The organism is Paenibacillus guangzhouensis, assembly GCF_009363075.1.
In the GTDB taxonomy this organism is placed as follows: Bacteria; Bacillota; Bacilli; order Paenibacillales; family Paenibacillaceae; genus Paenibacillus_K; species Paenibacillus_K guangzhouensis.
This window is the reverse complement of record NZ_CP045293.1, coordinates 4,065,392-4,083,675: the sequence shown is the minus strand read 5'-3', so window position 1 is coordinate 4,083,675 and position 18,284 is coordinate 4,065,392. Positions and strand designations below refer to the sequence as shown.

The 18,284-nt window shown below is 48.2% G+C and carries 18 protein-coding genes; 10 read left to right on the top strand and 8 right to left on the bottom strand.

Annotated elements, in window-relative coordinates; all coding sequences use genetic code 11:
• The first annotated feature begins 74 nt into the window (after positions 1 to 74).
• Entirely contained in the window at positions 75 to 1,841 is a 1,767-nt protein-coding gene (locus GCU39_RS18340) for a B12-binding domain-containing radical SAM protein (protein ID WP_152394843.1), read from the top strand.
• Positions 1,842 to 1,937: 96 nt separating this feature from the next.
• Here GCU39_RS18340 and GCU39_RS18335 read toward each other — a convergent pair whose 3' ends face one another.
• From GCU39_RS18335 to GCU39_RS18310, 6 genes are all read right to left on the bottom strand, one after another.
• Positions 1,938 to 2,381 (bottom strand): hypothetical protein, encoded by a 444-nt coding sequence (locus GCU39_RS18335; protein ID WP_152394842.1) that lies wholly within the window; start codon positions 2,379 to 2,381, stop codon positions 1,938 to 1,940.
• Positions 2,382 to 2,528: 147 nt separating this feature from the next.
• The gene (locus GCU39_RS18330) at positions 2,529 to 3,479 is read right to left on the bottom strand and encodes an alpha/beta hydrolase (protein ID WP_152394841.1); all 951 of its coding nucleotides are present in this window, start codon (positions 3,477 to 3,479) and stop codon (positions 2,529 to 2,531) included.
• Between the two features lie 66 nt (positions 3,480 to 3,545).
• Positions 3,546 to 4,508: a type I phosphomannose isomerase catalytic subunit gene (locus GCU39_RS18325; protein ID WP_152394840.1), complete on the bottom strand. Its 963-nt coding sequence runs from the start codon at positions 4,506 to 4,508 to the stop codon at positions 3,546 to 3,548.
• 72 nt (positions 4,509 to 4,580) lie between these two features.
• Positions 4,581 to 4,976 (bottom strand): VOC family protein, encoded by a 396-nt coding sequence (locus GCU39_RS18320; protein WP_152394839.1) that lies wholly within the window; start codon positions 4,974 to 4,976, stop codon positions 4,581 to 4,583.
• A gap of 63 nt (positions 4,977 to 5,039) precedes the next feature.
• Entirely contained in the window at positions 5,040 to 5,687 is a 648-nt protein-coding gene (locus GCU39_RS18315) for a tRNA (mnm(5)s(2)U34)-methyltransferase (RefSeq protein ID WP_152394838.1), read from the bottom strand.
• A gap of 1 nt (position 5,688) precedes the next feature.
• On the bottom strand, positions 5,689 to 6,642 hold the full coding sequence (locus GCU39_RS18310; protein ID WP_152394837.1) for a tRNA modification radical SAM protein MnmL/YtqA: 954 nt from the start codon (positions 6,640 to 6,642) through the stop codon (positions 5,689 to 5,691).
• A gap of 258 nt (positions 6,643 to 6,900) precedes the next feature.
• On the opposite strand from GCU39_RS18310, the gene GCU39_RS18305 reads away from it, so the two are divergent.
• The 3 genes from GCU39_RS18305 (at position 6,901) to trmB (ending at position 8,863) form a co-directional block, all read left to right on the top strand.
• Positions 6,901 to 7,083 carry a hypothetical protein gene (locus GCU39_RS18305; protein ID WP_152394836.1) on the top strand — a complete coding sequence of 61 codons (183 nt, stop codon included), beginning with the start codon at positions 6,901 to 6,903 and terminating at the stop codon, positions 7,081 to 7,083.
• A gap of 163 nt (positions 7,084 to 7,246) precedes the next feature.
• On the top strand, positions 7,247 to 7,552 hold the full coding sequence (locus tag GCU39_RS18300) for a hypothetical protein (protein ID WP_152394835.1): 306 nt from the start codon (positions 7,247 to 7,249) through the stop codon (positions 7,550 to 7,552).
• 552 nt (positions 7,553 to 8,104) lie between these two features.
• The gene (gene trmB, locus GCU39_RS18295) at positions 8,105 to 8,863 is read left to right on the top strand and encodes a tRNA (guanosine(46)-N7)-methyltransferase TrmB (protein ID WP_152394834.1); all 759 of its coding nucleotides are present in this window, start codon (positions 8,105 to 8,107) and stop codon (positions 8,861 to 8,863) included.
• Positions 8,864 to 8,943: 80 nt separating this feature from the next.
• On the opposite strand, the gene GCU39_RS18290 is transcribed toward trmB, so the two are convergent.
• Entirely contained in the window at positions 8,944 to 9,486 is a 543-nt protein-coding gene (locus GCU39_RS18290; protein WP_152394833.1) for a phosphatase PAP2 family protein, read from the bottom strand.
• 97 nt (positions 9,487 to 9,583) lie between these two features.
• Complete coding sequence (locus GCU39_RS18285; RefSeq protein ID WP_152394832.1) at positions 9,584 to 11,872, bottom strand: helix-turn-helix domain-containing protein; 2,289 nt, start codon at positions 11,870 to 11,872, stop codon at positions 9,584 to 9,586.
• Between the two features lie 182 nt (positions 11,873 to 12,054).
• Here GCU39_RS18285 and GCU39_RS18280 point away from each other — a divergent pair, with 182 nt between their 5' ends.
• The 6 genes from GCU39_RS18280 to rpmI all read left to right on the top strand — a co-directional run bounded on the left by GCU39_RS18280 (position 12,055) and on the right by rpmI (position 18,279).
• Positions 12,055 to 12,957: an ABC transporter permease gene (locus tag GCU39_RS18280; protein ID WP_152394831.1), complete on the top strand. Its 903-nt coding sequence runs from the start codon at positions 12,055 to 12,057 to the stop codon at positions 12,955 to 12,957.
• A 13-nt stretch (positions 12,958 to 12,970) separates the two neighbouring features.
• Positions 12,971 to 13,855 (top strand): carbohydrate ABC transporter permease, encoded by an 885-nt coding sequence (locus GCU39_RS18275; protein WP_152394830.1) that lies wholly within the window; start codon positions 12,971 to 12,973, stop codon positions 13,853 to 13,855.
• Positions 13,856 to 13,908: 53 nt separating this feature from the next.
• Positions 13,909 to 15,489, top strand: a complete 1,581-nt coding sequence (locus tag GCU39_RS18270; protein WP_152394829.1) for an extracellular solute-binding protein — start codon at positions 13,909 to 13,911, stop codon at positions 15,487 to 15,489.
• Positions 15,490 to 15,925: 436 nt separating this feature from the next.
• The gene (locus GCU39_RS18265; protein WP_152394828.1) at positions 15,926 to 17,170 is read left to right on the top strand and encodes a glycosyltransferase family 2 protein; all 1,245 of its coding nucleotides are present in this window, start codon (positions 15,926 to 15,928) and stop codon (positions 17,168 to 17,170) included.
• A gap of 386 nt (positions 17,171 to 17,556) precedes the next feature.
• A complete protein-coding gene (gene infC / locus GCU39_RS18260; RefSeq protein WP_152394827.1) occupies positions 17,557 to 18,051 on the top strand; it encodes a translation initiation factor IF-3 in 495 nt (164 codons plus the stop codon).
• Between the two features lie 27 nt (positions 18,052 to 18,078).
• Entirely contained in the window at positions 18,079 to 18,279 is a 201-nt protein-coding gene (rpmI, locus tag GCU39_RS18255) for a 50S ribosomal protein L35 (RefSeq protein WP_152394826.1), read from the top strand.
• The last annotated feature ends 5 nt before the right edge of the window (positions 18,280 to 18,284 follow it).

The following is an 18,284-nucleotide window of genomic DNA, read 5'->3' as shown; positions in this document are numbered from 1 at the left end:
AATTTGATAGAATTAGAGCATTCTAATAAGAGTAGTAATACAAATTTGCAAATAGAGAACGAGGTTAAACCACCATGAAAGTCGTACTATCTACGCTAAATGCGAAATATATTCATACATCACTCGCACTGCGCTTCCTCAAAGCATTCAGTGAGAAAGACTTCCCGGACATTGAAATCGCGGAGTATACGATCAAAGATCCAGTCATGAACATCGTGTCCGACTTATTCCGCCGCCAACCTAAGGTGATCGGGTTCTCCTGCTATATCTGGAATATCGAAGAGACAATCGAAGTCATCAGCATGGTGAAGAAAATTATGCCGGAAGTCAAAATCATCCTCGGTGGACCGGAGGTCTCGTATGACACGGAGTACTGGATGGACCGTCTGCAGGATGTGGATTTCATCGTGATGGGCGAAGGGGAAGAGACGTTCCATCAGCTCTTGACTGAAATTCAGACAACGCAAAAATATCATTTCGTCTACGGACTTGCGTATCGCAAAGGATCCGAAGTGGTGATGATGCCGGGGCGGCCGAAGCTGGACTTAGCACAGGTGCCATCACCGCACCGTTTTGCGGAGGATTTGCCGGATCTATCGAAGCGCATTGTCTATTTCGAGACGAGCCGCGGTTGTCCGTTCAGTTGTCAGTTCTGTCTCTCCTCGATTGAGGTAGGCGTTCGATACTTTGATATTGAGAAGACAAAGGCGGATATTCTCTATCTGATCGACAACGGCGCGAAGCTGATTAAGTTCGTAGACCGGACCTTCAACATTAAGCGGGATTACGCGATGGAAATGTTCCAGTTCCTGATTGATAATCACCGCGGATGCGTGTTCCAATTCGAGATTACGGCAGACATCATGCGTCCGGAGGTGCTGGATTTCTTAGCGGAGAATGCACCACCAGGGGTCTTCCGCTTCGAGATCGGCGTTCAATCGACGAATGATGAGACGAATGAGCTCGTGAAACGCCGTCAGAACTTTGCGAAACTGACAAGAACGGTCCAGAAGGTTAAAGACAGCGGGAAGATCGACCAGCATTTGGATTTGATCGCCGGCCTGCCGCTCGAAGATTACGATACGTTCCGCAAGACGTTCAACGATGTGTTCGCACTGCGTCCGGAAGAATTACAACTGGGCTTCCTCAAAATGCTGCGCGGGACCGGCATGCGGATCGATGCGCACAAGTACAACTATATTTACATGGACCACGCGCCGTATGAGATACTAGGCAACGATATTTTGCCGTTCTCGGATCTTGTACGCATTAAACGGGTTGAGGATGTGCTGGAAAAGTATTGGAACGCGCATCGAATGAACCATACGCTCGAATATTTGATTACGCAGGAGTTCGACTCGGCGTTCGACTTCTTCCAAGCGTTCGGCGATTATTGGGAAGGGCAAGGCTGGCAGAAGATTGGTCACCAGCTCGAAGACTTGTTCACAAGGCTCTACAGCTTCTTGCAATCCCGCGATACCAAGCAGATGGAAATCATCTTAGGACTGATGAAGTTCGATTACTTCTTGAATCACAAGTACAAGCCGCGCAAAATCTGGTGGGATTTCACACTGGAGAAGGATGTATGGGCTGGCTATATCAAGGAGATCGCAGAGCATCCGGAGCGGGTAAATGGAGACTTTGCAGCGCTCAACCTTTCCGAGAAAGAACTGCATAAACATGCGGTTATCGAGGTGCTGCCGTTCGATCTGCATGCATTGACCGGGGCGGAGGCTCAGGTGAAAGAACAGCCGACCTTGCTGATCGTGCTGTATCAACAGAATGAGCAAGAGAAGCCCGTCTATTATACGATGCCGCTCGTTGCAGCGGTTGTGGAATAAGAGCGTGATGGAGAGAGACCACTTGTGTGTGCAAGTGGTCTTTTGTATTCGTTATTCGTTCAGTGGGGTGCTGTGTGCAAGGCAGCTTACGTGGCCTTATTGGACTTCTATGACGAATACGGAAGAGGTGCTGCCTTTGGAATGCTTACCGTCCTTTGTTGACCAAGAGGCTGAAATCCCGTAGTAATACACACCTTTTTCTGTGGGGGCTATGAAATGCCCATCTTGAAATGGAACATCAACCGCTCCTTCGTCTTGAAATTGCTGAATCGAGAGTTCATTAGGTGAAGGATTGTAATCATATGAAACTTCGATGCGTGATTTCGAAGTTACAACGGTTGGAGCTGTTCCTTTTAGCATCGTTTTTCCTCCAGCATAGTCCGCGCAGCCTAATCTTTCCCAACAGTAGCTGCTTTGCTTGACAGGGATCTGCGTATTCTCTGCAATGACCTTGGGGATCGGTGGTGTTTTTTCAGCGCAGCCAACCAAGATGGATATTAATACTGCTACAACCAATGCGTATATTACATATTTTTTCAAAGAATCCACCTCCACAGGATAAGACGCGAGAATAGGGTATGTTGTTTCAGCTATGATCAACAATCTTTATGAATTGCACGAACAATAAAAAAAAGACCGCAAGGAGAGTTCTTTGCGGTCTTGCGGCGTATAGTATCGTATCTGAAACTAGGCTTGCATGGCACGGGATTCCACTTGATGGTTCAACCAAGCAATCGTATCGCTTGTCACTTCATCCCGGTTCGTCTCGTTCAACATTTCATGACGCCCATCGCGATACAGTTTCGAGCGCACATTGGATAGTCCGAGCTCTTGATAGAGCTTCAGCAGCTGCCGAACCCCTTTCCCATGCAGTCCGACAGGATCTTGATCCCCAGAGAAGACATAGATGGGCAAATCCTTCGGAATCCGCTGCATTTGGGCAGGTTGATGGATCTCTTGGAGCAGGCCGAAGAAATGATAGAAGAAACCCGACGTGCACAGGAATCCGCAGAATGGATCGGCAATGAATTTATCGACTTCAGCCGCGTCACGAGACAGCCAGTCGAATCCTGTCCGCGTAGGGCGAAATGCACGGTTGAATGAGCCGAACGACATCGCATTGAGCAGCGTGCTCGGATGCCGTTCGCCGCGCAGGGACATTTCGAGCTTCGCAAGGGTACGTCCTGCGCCTAGCAATCCTCTTGGACCGTTCGTCCCGGATAGAATAATGCCATCCACCAGATGCGGATATTCATACATATATTTCTGGGTGAGGAACGACCCCATGCTGTGTCCCATCAAATAGAGGGGAAGCGTTGGATGCGTATTGCGGATATGCATGCTAACTTGGGCCATGTTCTTCACTTTCCAGTTGAAGCCGTCGTCTCCTGGGTGGCCTAAATCCGCCGTTGAAGCTGCGGTTCGACCATGCCCTCGATGGTCGTGGGCATAGACGAAATAGCCTTGCTCCGTCAATGCTTCGGCGAATCTAGCATATCGTGCAGCCGTTTCGGCCATGCCGTGCGCGATTTGAACAACGCCTTTATAAGAAGCAACATCATCGGTGTCAGGTTGCCATTGGTAGATATAGAGATTGAATTGTTCCTCATCTTGTAGAGTGAAATTTGTCGTCTTCATTCGGCTCATCCTCTCTCACGATCATATAGCAAGAGCGCAGCTCAGTGCTGCGCTCTTGGAGTCTTATCATAGGGTAGAACGAAGCACCGTGCAGTTCCCTTCAAGGGTGTACTTGCCTAAGTTCGCAGGAAGCAAGAAGCATTGGCCAGCTTGCAGCGTTTCTTGGCCGTTCTCCCACGTCAATGTTCCTTCGCCTTCACAGACGATGAGAATGACGAAGCTCTCAGGCGTCGTCGTGAGCTGCCAAGGGGCAGCAACGATCCCTTTTTCTACGTGGAAGTAAGGGGATTTCGCAAGGGACAGCCATGTGTTAGGTGCTGTCTCCGTCTTCATGTATGTCGCACCGGAGTCACCAAATGCAACAGTGTTCAGGGAATCTTCGATGTGAAGTTCACGAAGCTCGCCATCGAGACCTGGACGGTTGTAATCATATAGACGATATGTCGTATCGGAGTTCTGTTGAATTTCCGCGACGACTACGCCGGAGCAGAGCGCATGCACCGTTCCAGCAGGGATGTAGAAGGAATCGCCAGGAACGACTTCAACTTCCTGCAGCGTGTCCATCACTTCGTTATTTTCGAGTGCGTGAGCAAGCTGTTCGCGCGTAACGCCCGGTTTCAGACCGTAGATGATTTTCGCGCCTGGCTTGGCATCAAGGACATACCACATTTCCGTCTTGCCGAGCTCACCTTTAGGCAATTTCTCGTAATCATCGTTCGGGTGAACCTGTACGGATAGGTCGTCGTTACAATCGAGCAATTTGATCAAAAGCGGGAAGCGTGTATCTGCGTCAATGTTCGATTTCGTACCGAACCATTCTTTGCCAACGCGGTGGCGGATATCTTCTAAGTTCAGGCCTGCAAATTCGCCGTTAATGACTTTGGTTAGACCGTTCGGGTGATCGCTGATCATCCAGCCTTCGCCGATAGCGCCATCCGGCATTTCAAGTCCGAATTGCTCAAGTGCGCGGCCTCCCCATACTTTTTCTTTCATTTCAGCTTTGAATTGAATTGGATATGCTTGCGTCATGATGAAATATTGCTCCTTTCAAAATAAACAGCCATGATGGTGAAAATTATATATTAGGATTCTGATGGAATGCTAGCCTTGTCTTACAGGTTCGAAGAACTCGAGCTGCTCTTGGTCAGGCCCTTCGAAGAAGAAGTATTTGCTTCCATTCGGAATCGTAACGATGGTGTCATGAATCAGATGAATGCCTAGCTCACGCAATCGAGCATGCTCGGATTCGATGTCTTGCACCGTGAACGCGACGTGGTGGACCTTGCCTTCATTCGAGAGGTCGCTGTTATTCGGCTTCTCGACGAGTTCAATCTCGGTCTCGGATGATTCTGGAAAAGCAAGAAAGGCGAGACGGACTTGATCAGTCGGCTGCAAGATATGTAGTAATTGTAACCCGATTACGTCCTGATAGAAAGTGATGGATCGCTCTAACGATTGTACCATAATGCCAACATGCTCAATTTTGTGAACACTCATGTTACGGGTGGCCTCCTCTATTGGTTGATTACAGCTGAATCTACGATAATGAATTCGTCATGTCTATCGCTTCTCGACCGCGATGACGTATGGCGCCTTCGGACGCTGCGTCATCCGGTACAGAATGGTCTGGCCGACGCTGGCAGGCAAGGCCGCGGCCCAGGCTTCGACGGCATCGCCTTCCGTATCCCCGCCTTCATGGCCGGGGTAGACGACGATGGTGACGATGCCGCCCGGCTTCAGCACGCGGAGCGAGGCTTCGAGCGCCGGCAGCGTTGTCTCGGCGAGCGTGATGACGCGCGCCGAAGCATCGATCTCGGCCACCGGCAGGTAGCCGAGATTGAACATGACGGCGGCGACATGGCCGTGCGCCGCCTCGGGTAGTGCCGCCGCAAGCTCGGCATGGCTGCGTAGCAGCAGCCGAGCAGCGGCGAGGCCGCCAGCGCCCTTGCGCGAAGCGCGGGCGCCTGCGGCGGCGGTTACCGCGCCAGCTTCGCCAGGCGCGGCCGCTGCGTTCAGCCGCTCGCGCGCTAGCTCTAGCGCGAGCGGCTGAACGTCGAAGCCGTAGACGGTGCCCTGCGGGCCAACCGTCTTGGCGAGGAACAGCGTGTCGACACCGGTGCCCACGGTGGCGTCCACGACGATATCGCCCAGCTGCGCGCGTTCAGCGACGAGCTTCTGGGCGAAGCTGAGAACGGAGAGGAAGCCCATCTTAGCGCCCCCTCCAGAACTTGCCCTGCCAGGAATCGCGTGCCTTGAGTTCTGCGTCGATGCTATTGAGCACTTCCCATTTCTTAAGGCTCCATGTCGGTCCGATCAATAGATCGCGCGGTGCGTCACCTGTTAGGCGATGGACGATCATCTCCGGCGGAAGGAATTCGAGCGAGTCGACAATTAGCTTAATGTATTCGTCTTGCTCGAGGAAGCGGAGCAATCCAGCTTCATATTGCTTCACCATCGGGGTCTTGCGCATGAGGTGGAGGAGGTGAATCTTAATGCCTTGCACATCCATCTGGGCGACGGCACGTCCCGTATCGAGCATCATTTCGTGGGTTTCCTGTGGAAGCCCATAAATAATATGGGTACAGACCCGGATGTTATGCTTGCGCAGCTTCGCAACCGCATCGAGATAACATTGCGTATCATGCGCGCGGTTAATGAGCTCGGACGAGGATTCATGGATGGTCTGTAGACCCATCTCGACCCAGAGGTACGTCCGCTCGTTCAGCTCTGCCAAGTATTCGACGACATCATCTGGCAGACAATCTGGACGTGTGGCGATCGAGAGGCCGACTACGCCTGGCTGTTGAAGGATGACCTCGAAATATTCGCGCAGCTCCTCAACCGGCGCATACGTATTCGTATAGGCTTGGAAATAGCCGATATAACTCGCGTTCGGCCACTTCTGATGCTGGAGATCTCGGATTTTATTAAACTGGGTCACCAGATCATCGCGGCGGCTCCCAGCGAAGTCACCTGATCCTCTCGCACTGCAGAAGGTACATCCGCCCTTGGCGATGGAGCCATCGCGGTTCGGGCAGGTAAATCCGGCGTCGAGCATCACTTTGAATACTTTATTTCCGAACTGCTCCCGCATTTCAGCGTTCCATGTATGGAATCGTTTATCTCCCCAGAGCAGGGGATGATTCGGTTCGGTCGTTATCATGGGTAAGGCTTGCTCCTTTATTGCATTTCAGCGATATTTCTAGTTTGTTAATCATTTTCCTATTGTACCAATAAAGGCATGAAAAATCGAATTATTTCCCTTGATTTGAAGCCAAGTCAGGCCATTTGGGACTTGAAAAACCTTACATGTTATGTTATATTACAACTATCAGCAACAGCGATTTTATCCATTAATTCGCATACGTATTTTCATAATTTTTCTTGTTTCTGAACACAATAACGCTAAGAGGTGATGTCAATGCATACCGAAGTTAAAGGTTCGCAAGGAACAGAGAAAGTGTTGGTTGAACTGACGCTGAATGAAGCGATGGCATTAACGGGTATCCAGTTTAATGAGAATCGAGAGGTAGCGGCTTCCGCTCGCCGCAAATTGAACTCCGCGATTGAACGCAAGTTCGAACTTGAAGAGAACGTACATTAATGAAGTTGATTTAGAAATATGACGATTGGAATCCGAGTGCACGGCATGTGCGTTCGGATTTTTTATTGTGTGATGACTGCGTTTGCGACGAGTGTTCCTCATCACCTGACCTGGGCCGGATGTATATATTACAGTAGATCCGAACAGAAGGAAGGAATATCGCATGAGGAGATCAGCACGAGGGATCATTCGCATTCAGACGCCGCTTGGCGGACCATTCCACATTGGGCTTAACGCGAGCATTCAAGAGAAATTAGGGGCAAACGGACGAATCACCGTGGTGAGAGGGAAGACGCGGGTGCAGCTGTTCGTAGAGTTAATGTCCCTGGAAGGGGATACGGGCAAGGAGATTCGGCTGTCCAAGGCTAATGCGCGCAAGCTGAGGCTGCGGAATAACGAGCGAGTGCTCGCGACATTTTTCAGACGGAGTAAAGTGCTAGTCTTACGCAAGATTATCGTGAAAAAATAAGCTTTCGGTGGTACGGTGGTTCGAGGCCCGAGGGGTGATGGGGGAGGACACGCGGTCGTAATGGAACAATAGGGTAACCTATCCTGTATATCTTCCAGCATATAAGTCTTATTTCATGCCGTGGTTCCACATATACTGGATTCCTGCACGATAGATCGATGAATTAGCCGATATGAAGCCTGAAATGAACAAAGTAACGGCAAATATCCAATATAGAGGAGCTGGCAGGGGGATATACGCTAAAGTTCATGCAAAACTCCACGATAGTAGCCCCCGCCACTAAAGTTCCTGCAAAACTCCACGATAGCAGCCCCCACCGTTAAAGCTCCTGCTAAACTCTACGTTAGCATTGCCACGCCACCAAGTCACGGCCCCCCAAATCGCCGCACCACCCAGTCCTTTCCAATGATCAACCCAATCTCCACATCTATCGCTCCATGCGTCGCCTATCATCCCTCGACGTATTTTCTCCCTCCTAACAAGAACATCCTCTTTACTTTTTGCGCTTTCTTCGGCACAATATAGCTTTAGAATAGCTTAGGAGGATTTATCATGCGTCTAAGAGGAAGAAAAGGGATTCGAGAGAACCTGGAACAGCAGACGGATCTTGTTGTTCTTGAACCCCATACGTATAAAGGTCGTTGGCACGAGTTCTTCGGCAATGACCGTCCGATTTATGTCGAGCTGGGCATGGGTAAAGGTCAATTCGTCAGCCGTATGAGCGCGAAGTACCCGGACGTGAACTTCATCGGGATGGATATGTACGATGAATTGGTTCGCCGCGCGAGTGAGAAGGCCCGCAATGTATGGGCTGAGCAAGGGGTAGACAGCCCGCCGAACGTAGCGTTAGCACGTGCGAATATTGAGACGCTGGAAGATATTTTCGCTCCGGGTGAAATTACACGCGTCTACTTGAATTTCAGCGATCCGTGGCCGAAGGCGCGTCATGCACGCCGCCGCTTAACGCATCATCGTTTTGTGGACAAGTACATCGGCGTCATGAATGCGCAGGGCGAAATTCATTTCAAGACCGATTCCGAGACATTGTTCGAGTTCTCGCTTAATTCCTTCGCGGATATGGGGCTTCAAATGACGAATATCTCCTTGAACTTGCATCGGAACGGACTGAACGAAGAACATGTCATGACCGAATATGAGCAGAAGTTCATGGGCAAAGGCATGAATATTCACCGCGTTGAGGTTGTGATCGGGGAAGAAGCGCTTAAGGCTTATCAAGAGCGCAAAATCGCTGCACAGCAGGCTGAAGCGGCGATCGTTGATCAAGAAGAAGACGATGAACAAGCTGAGTAATCTCGTGATAGACGATATCTGATATGCCACGAATAAGAAACCTCCGTATCACATTTGCGTGTGAACGGAGGTTTTTTGATTCAAGCTAAAATCGAAGCTGGCCAGCACGATACGGTAATTACCGCGAACAAGGTACCAATGAAGGCACCGGCGAAGCAATCCGATGGGTAATGAAGCCCGAGATAGATTCGCGATAACGCAACGATGAGCGCCAGCGGCAGTAGTACGAGTGTAAGCGCCGGGAACTGAATCATCATCGGCACGAGCATTGAGAAGATAGCCGTGGAATGACCCGATGGAAATGAATGATCGACCAGCGGTTTGCGAAATGTATTCGTCTGCGGATGTGCGAGATGCGGGCGAATACGTGGATATAATTTTTTGATAATGGCCACAGGAATGTGACTGAGCCCAAGTGCGATCAGGGATTGCAGGCCGACCCGATTCCATGGATGAGGTGCCAGAATCGCTAGCACGGAGGTGATGCAGATCGTTAGCGTTGCACCGCCTAAATGCGTGATGTAGTACAAGATGAAGTTCAGAAATTTATGATGCAAGCGGCCGTTTATCCATAGGAATACCCGTTTCTCACGCTGCAACAACCAATTGAAAACACGGCTCATTGAATCCCCCCCGCTATATTCTAACACAAACCCCCCCGAACTACGCCAGTCTGTAGTTGGAATAATCATGTTAAAATTACCAGCCCCATCTTTACAATTACGCGGGAAAGTCTTCTTCAGGCTCATAGACGCGGGAAGCGTTGCGACGATAATCACTCGCAGTAATGCCTGTGAATTTCTTGAACACCCGATTGAAGGAACTGATATTCAGGAACCCGGTCTGAACAGCAATCTCTTGAACGAAGAGATCCGTATGCAGGAGGAGGGTGCTTGCTTGCTCGACGCGATATTTATTGACCGCATCCACGAAATTCGTTCCCGTCTTCTCCTTATAGTAGGTGGATAAGTAGCTTGGCGTAATCTTAAGTTTGTCCGCTACGATATCCAGCGTGACAGCTTCAGCATAATGATTCGCGAGGTAGTCCTGTACGAACCGTACGATGGGATCGATGACTTCCTTATGATCACGGATGAACTGACAAGCGGATTCGATCAGATCTTTGAAGTACTGCTCCAGATCCTTCATCGTATAGACCGGCAGACGTGCGGCTGCTTCTTGTGCGAGAGGCTCGGCATCGAGCTGGAGCGAATAGACGATCCGCAGTACTTTGTCCGTCATCTCTTCTAGGAACTTGTTGTAATGATACATGCTTGGATTCTTCTTCTGCAGTTGTGCGAGTGTTCGGTCGAGAATATGCCAGGCTTGCTGGACATTGCCTTCCTGCAAGTGCAGATGAAGCTCTTGCTCGAAATGGTTCGTATATAGCAGCCGTTCGCTGTGTATCGGTTCATCCCTTAGAATAATCGTCGAATCATCGAACGGACGATGTTTAATCCGCAGGAGTGCCTCCTCATAGGCTTGCGTCACCTGGGCCGTGTGCGGGTATAGCGAACTTACAGCGATGGAGTAGAATCCGTATTCTTTGTCAGCTTCGAGCAGTTGCTTAATACGGATCAAATGCGTCTCGAACTGTGCGCTCTGCTCCGCTTCCGGCTCCGTGTCCTTCAAGTAATGAAGGAGTACGATTTGATTCGGTTCCGTCTGGAAAATAAGAGACTGCGGTGATTCCTTGTGGACGATCTGACTCACATATTCCGCCATAAAATGCGTACTCCGTTCGACGCTCATCCGAAACGCTTCATAATAGCGTTTATTCGGCGAGAACTGGAATAAGATGAAGCGGAAAGGCGCTTGATTTTTCGGAGCACCAGCTTCTTCTTGCCGATGACTGCCTCTGATTTTTTTGAGTTGATTCATGATGTCGTAGTGCTGTAGAAGGGAGGTCTTTTGGCTTAGGTCGCTTGACGTCTGTTGATGGGATTGAATGAGCATCCCGATATTTTCGCGAATGAAGTCGAACTGGTTTCGATGATCGGCGACCAGATCCTTATGATTCAAGTCGCGAATCGTATCAATAATTTTCTGGACAGGGTTATTGAATCGCATACTGAACACGACCGACGCAATGACGCTAATGATGATGGAGACTACGAGCAGCGTAATTAACGTAATATGAAGTTTCGTATATTGCGCGGATAGCGCGTCCGCGGGAACGATGTTGACATAGGTATAACCCGAAGTACTCCCTTGTTGGTAGAAATAATAATTGTGATCCATTAAGATCCAAGACTGATCTGTAGGTAGGGCCGGGAGTGCCTTCTCATCCGTATTGTTGGTGACGAAGAGCGGCTGTCCTTGCTTGTCCAGGATATAGAAATTGCTATTGATCGATTGATGAAATGCCGTGTTAATGCTCTTCGCATCGATCAAGGCGAGCATCGCGTAGTTCGGAATCAGCTTGCTCTTGACGAGCAGGGGAAAGACGAGCGGCGATTCTGATGGAACTGACGGGTCATATACGTTTGTGAAGTTCGTCGCAGGCAACATGAAGAAGGATTGCTGCGCAGCGAGCGATTCCTTCCAGAAATCCAGGTTGTATTGAAAATGATGATAGAAGCGGCTAATCATCTTCTCCTCATCTGCGCCGCGCAGCGAATCCAGCACCATCCCATGCTGCTCGTCGAATACAAGCAGGTTATAGAGGTGGAGCTGGGAGTTGCCGATTGTTTCGCGCAAGTCATCAATTACTTTGGAAGCGCTAACATATTTGAAATTCTTTGCATCTAATTCTTGAAGATTGGTGTTATTGACATAGAAATTGACCAGCAGACTATTAATCAATTCGAAATATTGCTCGAAGTTGCGCGTCGTGAACTTCAAGTTCTCACTATTATATTGAATGATCTCGTTCTGGATGTTCCGTTGATACAGCGTTAACGAGAACAAACTGAACGCCACGAACAGCATAATAATGGCGATGAAATAGATTAATAGTTTTCGAAAGGTAGAATGGGACAGTTGTTTAAGTTGAAGCGCTTTTCGCATGCTGTTGCCCTGCCTTTATTGAAGGATAATCATTTCTCTAGAACCTGCGCATATTTCTAGGTCGTCTATAAATTTGCTCACAAATGCGGAGAATGCTCATTGGCAATTGATTCCTAGGTTTCTAGTATAAAAGAAAATAGAGTGATGGAAAAGCAAAAATGACGATGAGGAGGATGAGGGCGATGGTTCAGCTCAGAAGATTGTGGAAGGAAAAGTACCTATTTTTATTATTATTGCCGGGGCTCATCTATTTTATTGTGTACCGGTACGTGCCGATGCTCGGTAACGTAATCGCGTTTCAAGATTTTAGTCCATTCCAGGGGTTCCTGCATAGTGATTGGGTGGGCATGAAGCATTTCATGAAGATTTTCGAAGATAAAGAAGTGGTTCGCGTTATTTGGAACACGCTCTATCTTTCATTTTTGCAAATATTATTCGCGTTTCCGGCTTCGATTATCTTGTCTCTCTTATTAAATGAAGTACGCAACGCGAAGTTCAAACGAATTGTTCAATCCATTGTGTATTTACCGCATTTCTTATCTTGGGTCGTCGTGATCGGAATTGCGACGGTGTTCCTCAAGACGAATGGCGTCGTGAATCAGCTGCTTCATTCTGTGTTTGGTATGGAGCCTATTGCTTTCATGCAAGAGCCGGGCTGGTTCATGCCCTTGATCGTCTTGGAGGTTATCTGGAAGGAAACCGGATGGGGTACGATCATTTTCCTCGCTGCGCTTGCAGGTGTCAGCCCTGCGCTCTATGAGGCTGCTATCGTAGATGGAGCGAACCGATGGAGACAAATCTGGCACATCACACTGCCGGCGATTCGCAGCACGATTGTCATACTATTGATTCTCCGTCTTGGCAGCGTGCTTGATGTTGGCTTCGAACAGATTTTCTTGATGCTGAACCCGCTGAATAAAGAAATCGGCAACGTGCTCGATACATTCGTCTATTTCAAAGGGATCGAACAGTCGGATTTCAGCTTCGCGACTGCGGTCGGCTTGTTCAAATCATTCGTAGGACTCGTGCTCATCGTAGGTGCGAATCGTCTCGCGAAGCGCTTCGGAGAAGAAGGAGTATACTAGGAGGGATGGTATTATGATTAGATCGAATAGCGGATTAGGCAGAGCAGCGGATATCATCAATTACTGTGTGCTCATTCTTATCGGAATCGCGATGCTCTTTCCATTCTATTATATGGTGATTGTATCCTTTTCCTCCTACGCGGATTTCGTGCAGCAGGATATGTTATTATGGCCGAAGACATGGGTATTAGATGCCTATGAATTTATACTTGGCTCCAAAGTGTTGTTCCGATCCATCGGGGTTACGATATTCGTGACCGTGGCTGCGACCTTGTTCAGCCTGCTGTTGACTGCGATGATGGCCTATGCGCTTGCTCGCAATATTATGGGTCAACGGTACTTCTTATTTATGATTTTGTTCACTTTTGTCTTCAGTGCGGGGATTATCCCTACGTATCTCGTCGTCAAAGAAACGCATTTGCTAGATTCCTTCTGGGCTTTAATTATCCCTAGTGCGATTAACTCGTTCAACTTGATCGTGATGCGGCAGTTTTTCTTAAGCATTCCGAATGAACTCTCGGAAGCCGCACTCATCGACGGAGCGAATGATCTCCAGATTTTTAGCCGAGTGATTCTGCCATTATCGAAGCCCTCTCTGGCTGCTTTTGGATTGTTCTATGCGGTATCGAACTGGAATGCTTACTTCAATGCCATTCTCTATATTAGCGATCCGGCGAAGTGGACGGTGCAGGTCGTCTTGCGGCAAATTGTCGTATTAGGTCAGACGAAGGCAACGCTGTCCGACGCGGCGCAAATGGCGATGGCTCAGAATCCGCCTCCAACAGAGACTGTGGGGATGGCGGCAATCTTGATCGCGACCATACCGATCCTCGTCGTCTATCCGTTTCTGCAAAAGCATTTTGCGAAAGGGGTGATGCTCGGGGCTGTAAAAGGGTAACACAGTGATATCGTGCGTGTACATGGAATGAATTAATGGGAGGGTTCGTAGAGATGAAATTAAAAAATACGATGGTTCTATTATTAAGTCTTACGATCGCAGCTAGCTTCACCGCTTGTTCAGGCAGCAAGGAAGGAAGCTCAGCGGAGGGCTCTTCGAGCGGCGGAACGGACAAGCCGATCACCATTACGTTATTTGACGGAACATGGGAGAACCCGGTACCTGAGCCGAAAGGCCCTGCTGTGGATGCCATTAACAAACGATTCAACGTGGATCTACAGACGCAATATATTCCTTTTGATTCTTATGATGAGAAGGTCGCTGTGCGGATGGCCTCGGGCGATATTCCGGATGTGATCGGTGCGGAGGGGGTTGACGCCAATTTCGTGAAATGGGCGAAACAGGGGGCCTATCTCCCGCTGAATGATTTTATCAAGGATTATCCGAATTTGGCTGCGATCCCGGAATCGGATTGGGATTCGCTCAAAATAGATGGCAAGATTTTCGGCATTCCTGATTATTTTTCGGGCAAAGGCGGCAAGAAGCCGATTATCCGGAAAGACTGGCTTGATAAGCTAGGACTTGCGATGCCGACGAACTATGAGGAATTGAAGAATGTAGCCATTGCATTTACGAAAAATGACCCTGACGGTAACGGGAAGGCAGATACGATCGGCCTAGGACTTGCGAAGGGCTTCACGTACGATCCGTCTTTCGGGGCCTATTGGTCGAGTTCAGCTTGGTACCATAAGAATGATCAAGGGCAGCTGATTCCAGGAAATATCGCGCAAGGCAATAAGGAGAAGGTGCAGTTCTTAAGCGAGCTCTATCAAGCGGGCGCGATCAGCAAGGATTGGGCGATTACGACGTACAAAGACGTATTTAAAGAATTTAATGCAGGAAAAGTCGGCATTTGGTATGAACAGCCGGGAAATAGTGGCAATAATGGTCTTGATTTTGACGTGCTGCGTCAAAATGCGCCGGAAGCTGTCGCAGTTCCGATCCCTGCATTCAAGCAACCGGATGGGCAGCAAGGGATCCCATCGAGCCCAGCTTGGTACCGGATGTACATGATCTCGGCGAAGCTGAAGGATCAGCCGGAGAAAGTGAAGAAAATTCTGGAGATTATCAATGAGTTTAAGACCGTTGCTCCGGAAGACAAACGGAATCCACAGAATGAATGGATCGACTGGCTCAATGGGCATGAAGGTACTGGATATACGATGAAAGACGGCGTGGTGCAACCGGATCTGAACCAACGCTCGAAGGTCGCTCCTGCGGCATATATTATGAACCAGGGCTGGGTAACGGATGATTCGGATCTTGAAGTGTTCGTGAAGATTGCAACAACGCCGGAAGGCAAAGCGTTCAACCGTGCGATGACGGATTATTTGAAATCGTCTAAATTTTATGTAAATCCTGTCAAACGTATCATTTCGACAAGCTACATGGAGAAGAATACCGAGTTGTCGCAGTACATCTCCGATGAGACGACGAAGATGGTCGTTGGACAGCGCCCAATTTCCGATTGGGATAAGATGGTGGAAGAATATATGAACAAGGGCGGTAAGGAAGTTATTGACCAAGTTAACGAAGAGATGAAGAAGAACAACATTCAAGGCGAGTGGAAATAAGCCTGAACGTGAAAGGGCTCTCATTAGTTTTCTAATGGGAGCCCTTGTTTTGTAATTGTGAAAGTTGTGTGAAATTACCAATGGATTTGAACTTTTTACCGGGTTGTTACGTTGTTATTGTTGAGGTAAAGTATTTGAAGATGAAAATTTTCAGAAAAAGGAGGAGGAAAGCGAAATAAAAACAGAGGAATTGGATGAAAATAAGACATAAGCAGGTTTAGGTCTTGAACACTTGCGTTATATTGGATGAATTTCCGATAATCGCGACCTAGATCGGTTTTGACAAATGAACATAAAGAGAAGAGAATCATTAGGTGCAGCGAAGTTGCAATTGAACCTCCCGATCGCGCATAATGAGAACGGCAAGAAAAACATTAGAGAGAGATAAAAACAAACACAAAACAATATTAAAGGGGTAAAAGGGGGTATCAACTGTATGATCGATGTCATTATGGTTGTGCTGCAGGTCTTACTGGCAGTTATCGGGGTATATCAGTTTTCACTGTCATTGGCCGGAATTATTAAGAAAAAGAACAAGGTTCGTCATGAGCCAAAGAAAACATTCGCAGTGCTCGTCGCCGCGCATAACGAAGAGACGGTCGTTGGAGCGCTTGTCGAGAATTTATTGAAATTAAAATATCCAAGGGATATGTATGATATTTTCGTTATCTGTGATAACTGTACCGATAATACAGCCAATATCGTTCGCAGCTATGAAGGGGTCTACGCATGTGAGCGGACGAATCCGACATTACGCGGTAAAGGCTATGCGATTGAGTGGATGCTGAAAGAGCTATGGAAGCACCCACGTCAATATGATGCGATTGTCATGTTCGATGCGGACAACTTGGCAAGCCCTGAGTTCTTGTCCGAGATGAACAATGACCTTTGTAATGGCGCGCGCGTCATTCAAGGTTACTTGGATACGAAGAACCCGCATGACTCATGGATTACAGCCGCTTATGGCGTAACGTACTGGTATTGCAACCGTCTATGGCAGCTATCCCGTCGTAACTTGAACATGGCGAACTTCTTGGGTGGTACGGGAATGTGCTTCGAGACAGCGCTGCTCAAGGAAATGGGCTGGGGTGCGACAAGTCTTGTCGAGGATTTGGAGTTTACAGCACGCTGCGTATCTCGCGGTGTATATCCGGTATTCAACTACGATGCGAAAGTCTTCGATGAGAAGCCGTTAACATTCAAAGCTTCTTCACGCCAACGCTTGCGTTGGATGCAAGGTCACTTTACGGTAGCGCGTCGTTATTTCTTCCCGCTGTTGTGGAAGTCGATCAAGGAAAGAAACTTGGCGAAATTTGATATGGCGTTATATACGATTACGGTGTACACGGTACTCACAACGTTCTTGCTGTCGGCTGTACTGTGGGTTGACGCGGCATTCTTCGATGGACCGAATATAATGACGTTCTATCAATTCTTCCCGCCATGGATTCCGATCGTATCGCTTCTGGCGACATGCGTAACGTTCATTCTTGCGCTCATTCTCGAAGGTGTGAAGTCGTGGAGAATTTATGTGTCGCTGATCACATTCCCTATCTTCTTGTTGTCCTGGTGGCCGATTACGGTCTACGCGTTCTTCACCCAGAACAACAAAACATGGAGCCACACGGAACATACGCGCGTTGTTCGTCTAGAAGAGGTTCAGAGCGAGCAAGCATCTTAATTAAATTTGTAAAAGGCGGGCGTATGCATTATGCATACAGCTCGCTTTTTTTATGGTGAAATGACAAGTTTCCGTAGTCCACGTAAAGTACCTGGATCACTTTATAGTAAAGTATCACTTTGTGTTGAAATTATGTGCTTGACATGGTTTGATCAGCATGATATATTATTTGAGTGCGTCAGACGTACATAGTCAAGTAGAAGCCCACGCTTCTCACCTGCCCGACACAAGTTGGCTGGTCCATGGTCCATGAATATAATATTCATGGTGATCTTGTTCATTTACATTAATGATCAAAATGGATGTGGGTTCTTCTGGACTCACATCCTTTTATTGTTTTATAGAGGGAATTCAAGTTGGAGGTGGAAGGTATTAGCAAGGATCATATGATTAACGATGAGATTCGAGCGAAGGAAGTACGTCTTGTAGGTGCTGAAGGCGAGCAAATCGGCATTAAGCCGTTTCGTGAAGCGCTTCAGATGGCGATCGATTTGAATCTAGACCTGGTCAACGTTGCACCAACGGCGAAACCGCCAGTTTGTCGGATTATGGATTACGGGAAATTCCGTTATGAGCAGCAGAAGAAAGAAAAAGAGGCTCGTAAAAATCAGAAGATCGTTGATGTCAAAGAAGTATGGTTCCGTGCCAACATCGATGAACATGATTTCCAGACGAAGCTTCGCAATGTATTGAAATTCTTGAAAGACGGCGATAAAGTGAAATGCTCCGTGCGTTTCCGTGGTCGTGAGATTGCGCATTCGGATATCGGTAAGAAGGTATTGGATCGTGTGTTGCAAGAAGCAACTGAGCTATGCTCCGTTGAGCGTGCTGCGAAGCTGGAAGGCCGTAGCATGATCATGATTTTAGCGCCTAAAGCGTAATTCAGTCTAATTGAGGAGGAACAACAAATGCCGAAAATGAAAACACATAGCAGTCTTAAAGACCGCTTCAAAGTAACAGGTACTGGTAAAGTGAAAAGAAACAAAGCACACAGAAACCACTTGCTTTCGCACAAATCGAACCGTGCTAAACGCGTACTTTGCACGCAACCGAACATGGCTGCTGGTGATGTAAGTCGTTTGAAACAAGGTTTAGCGAACTTGAAATAATACAC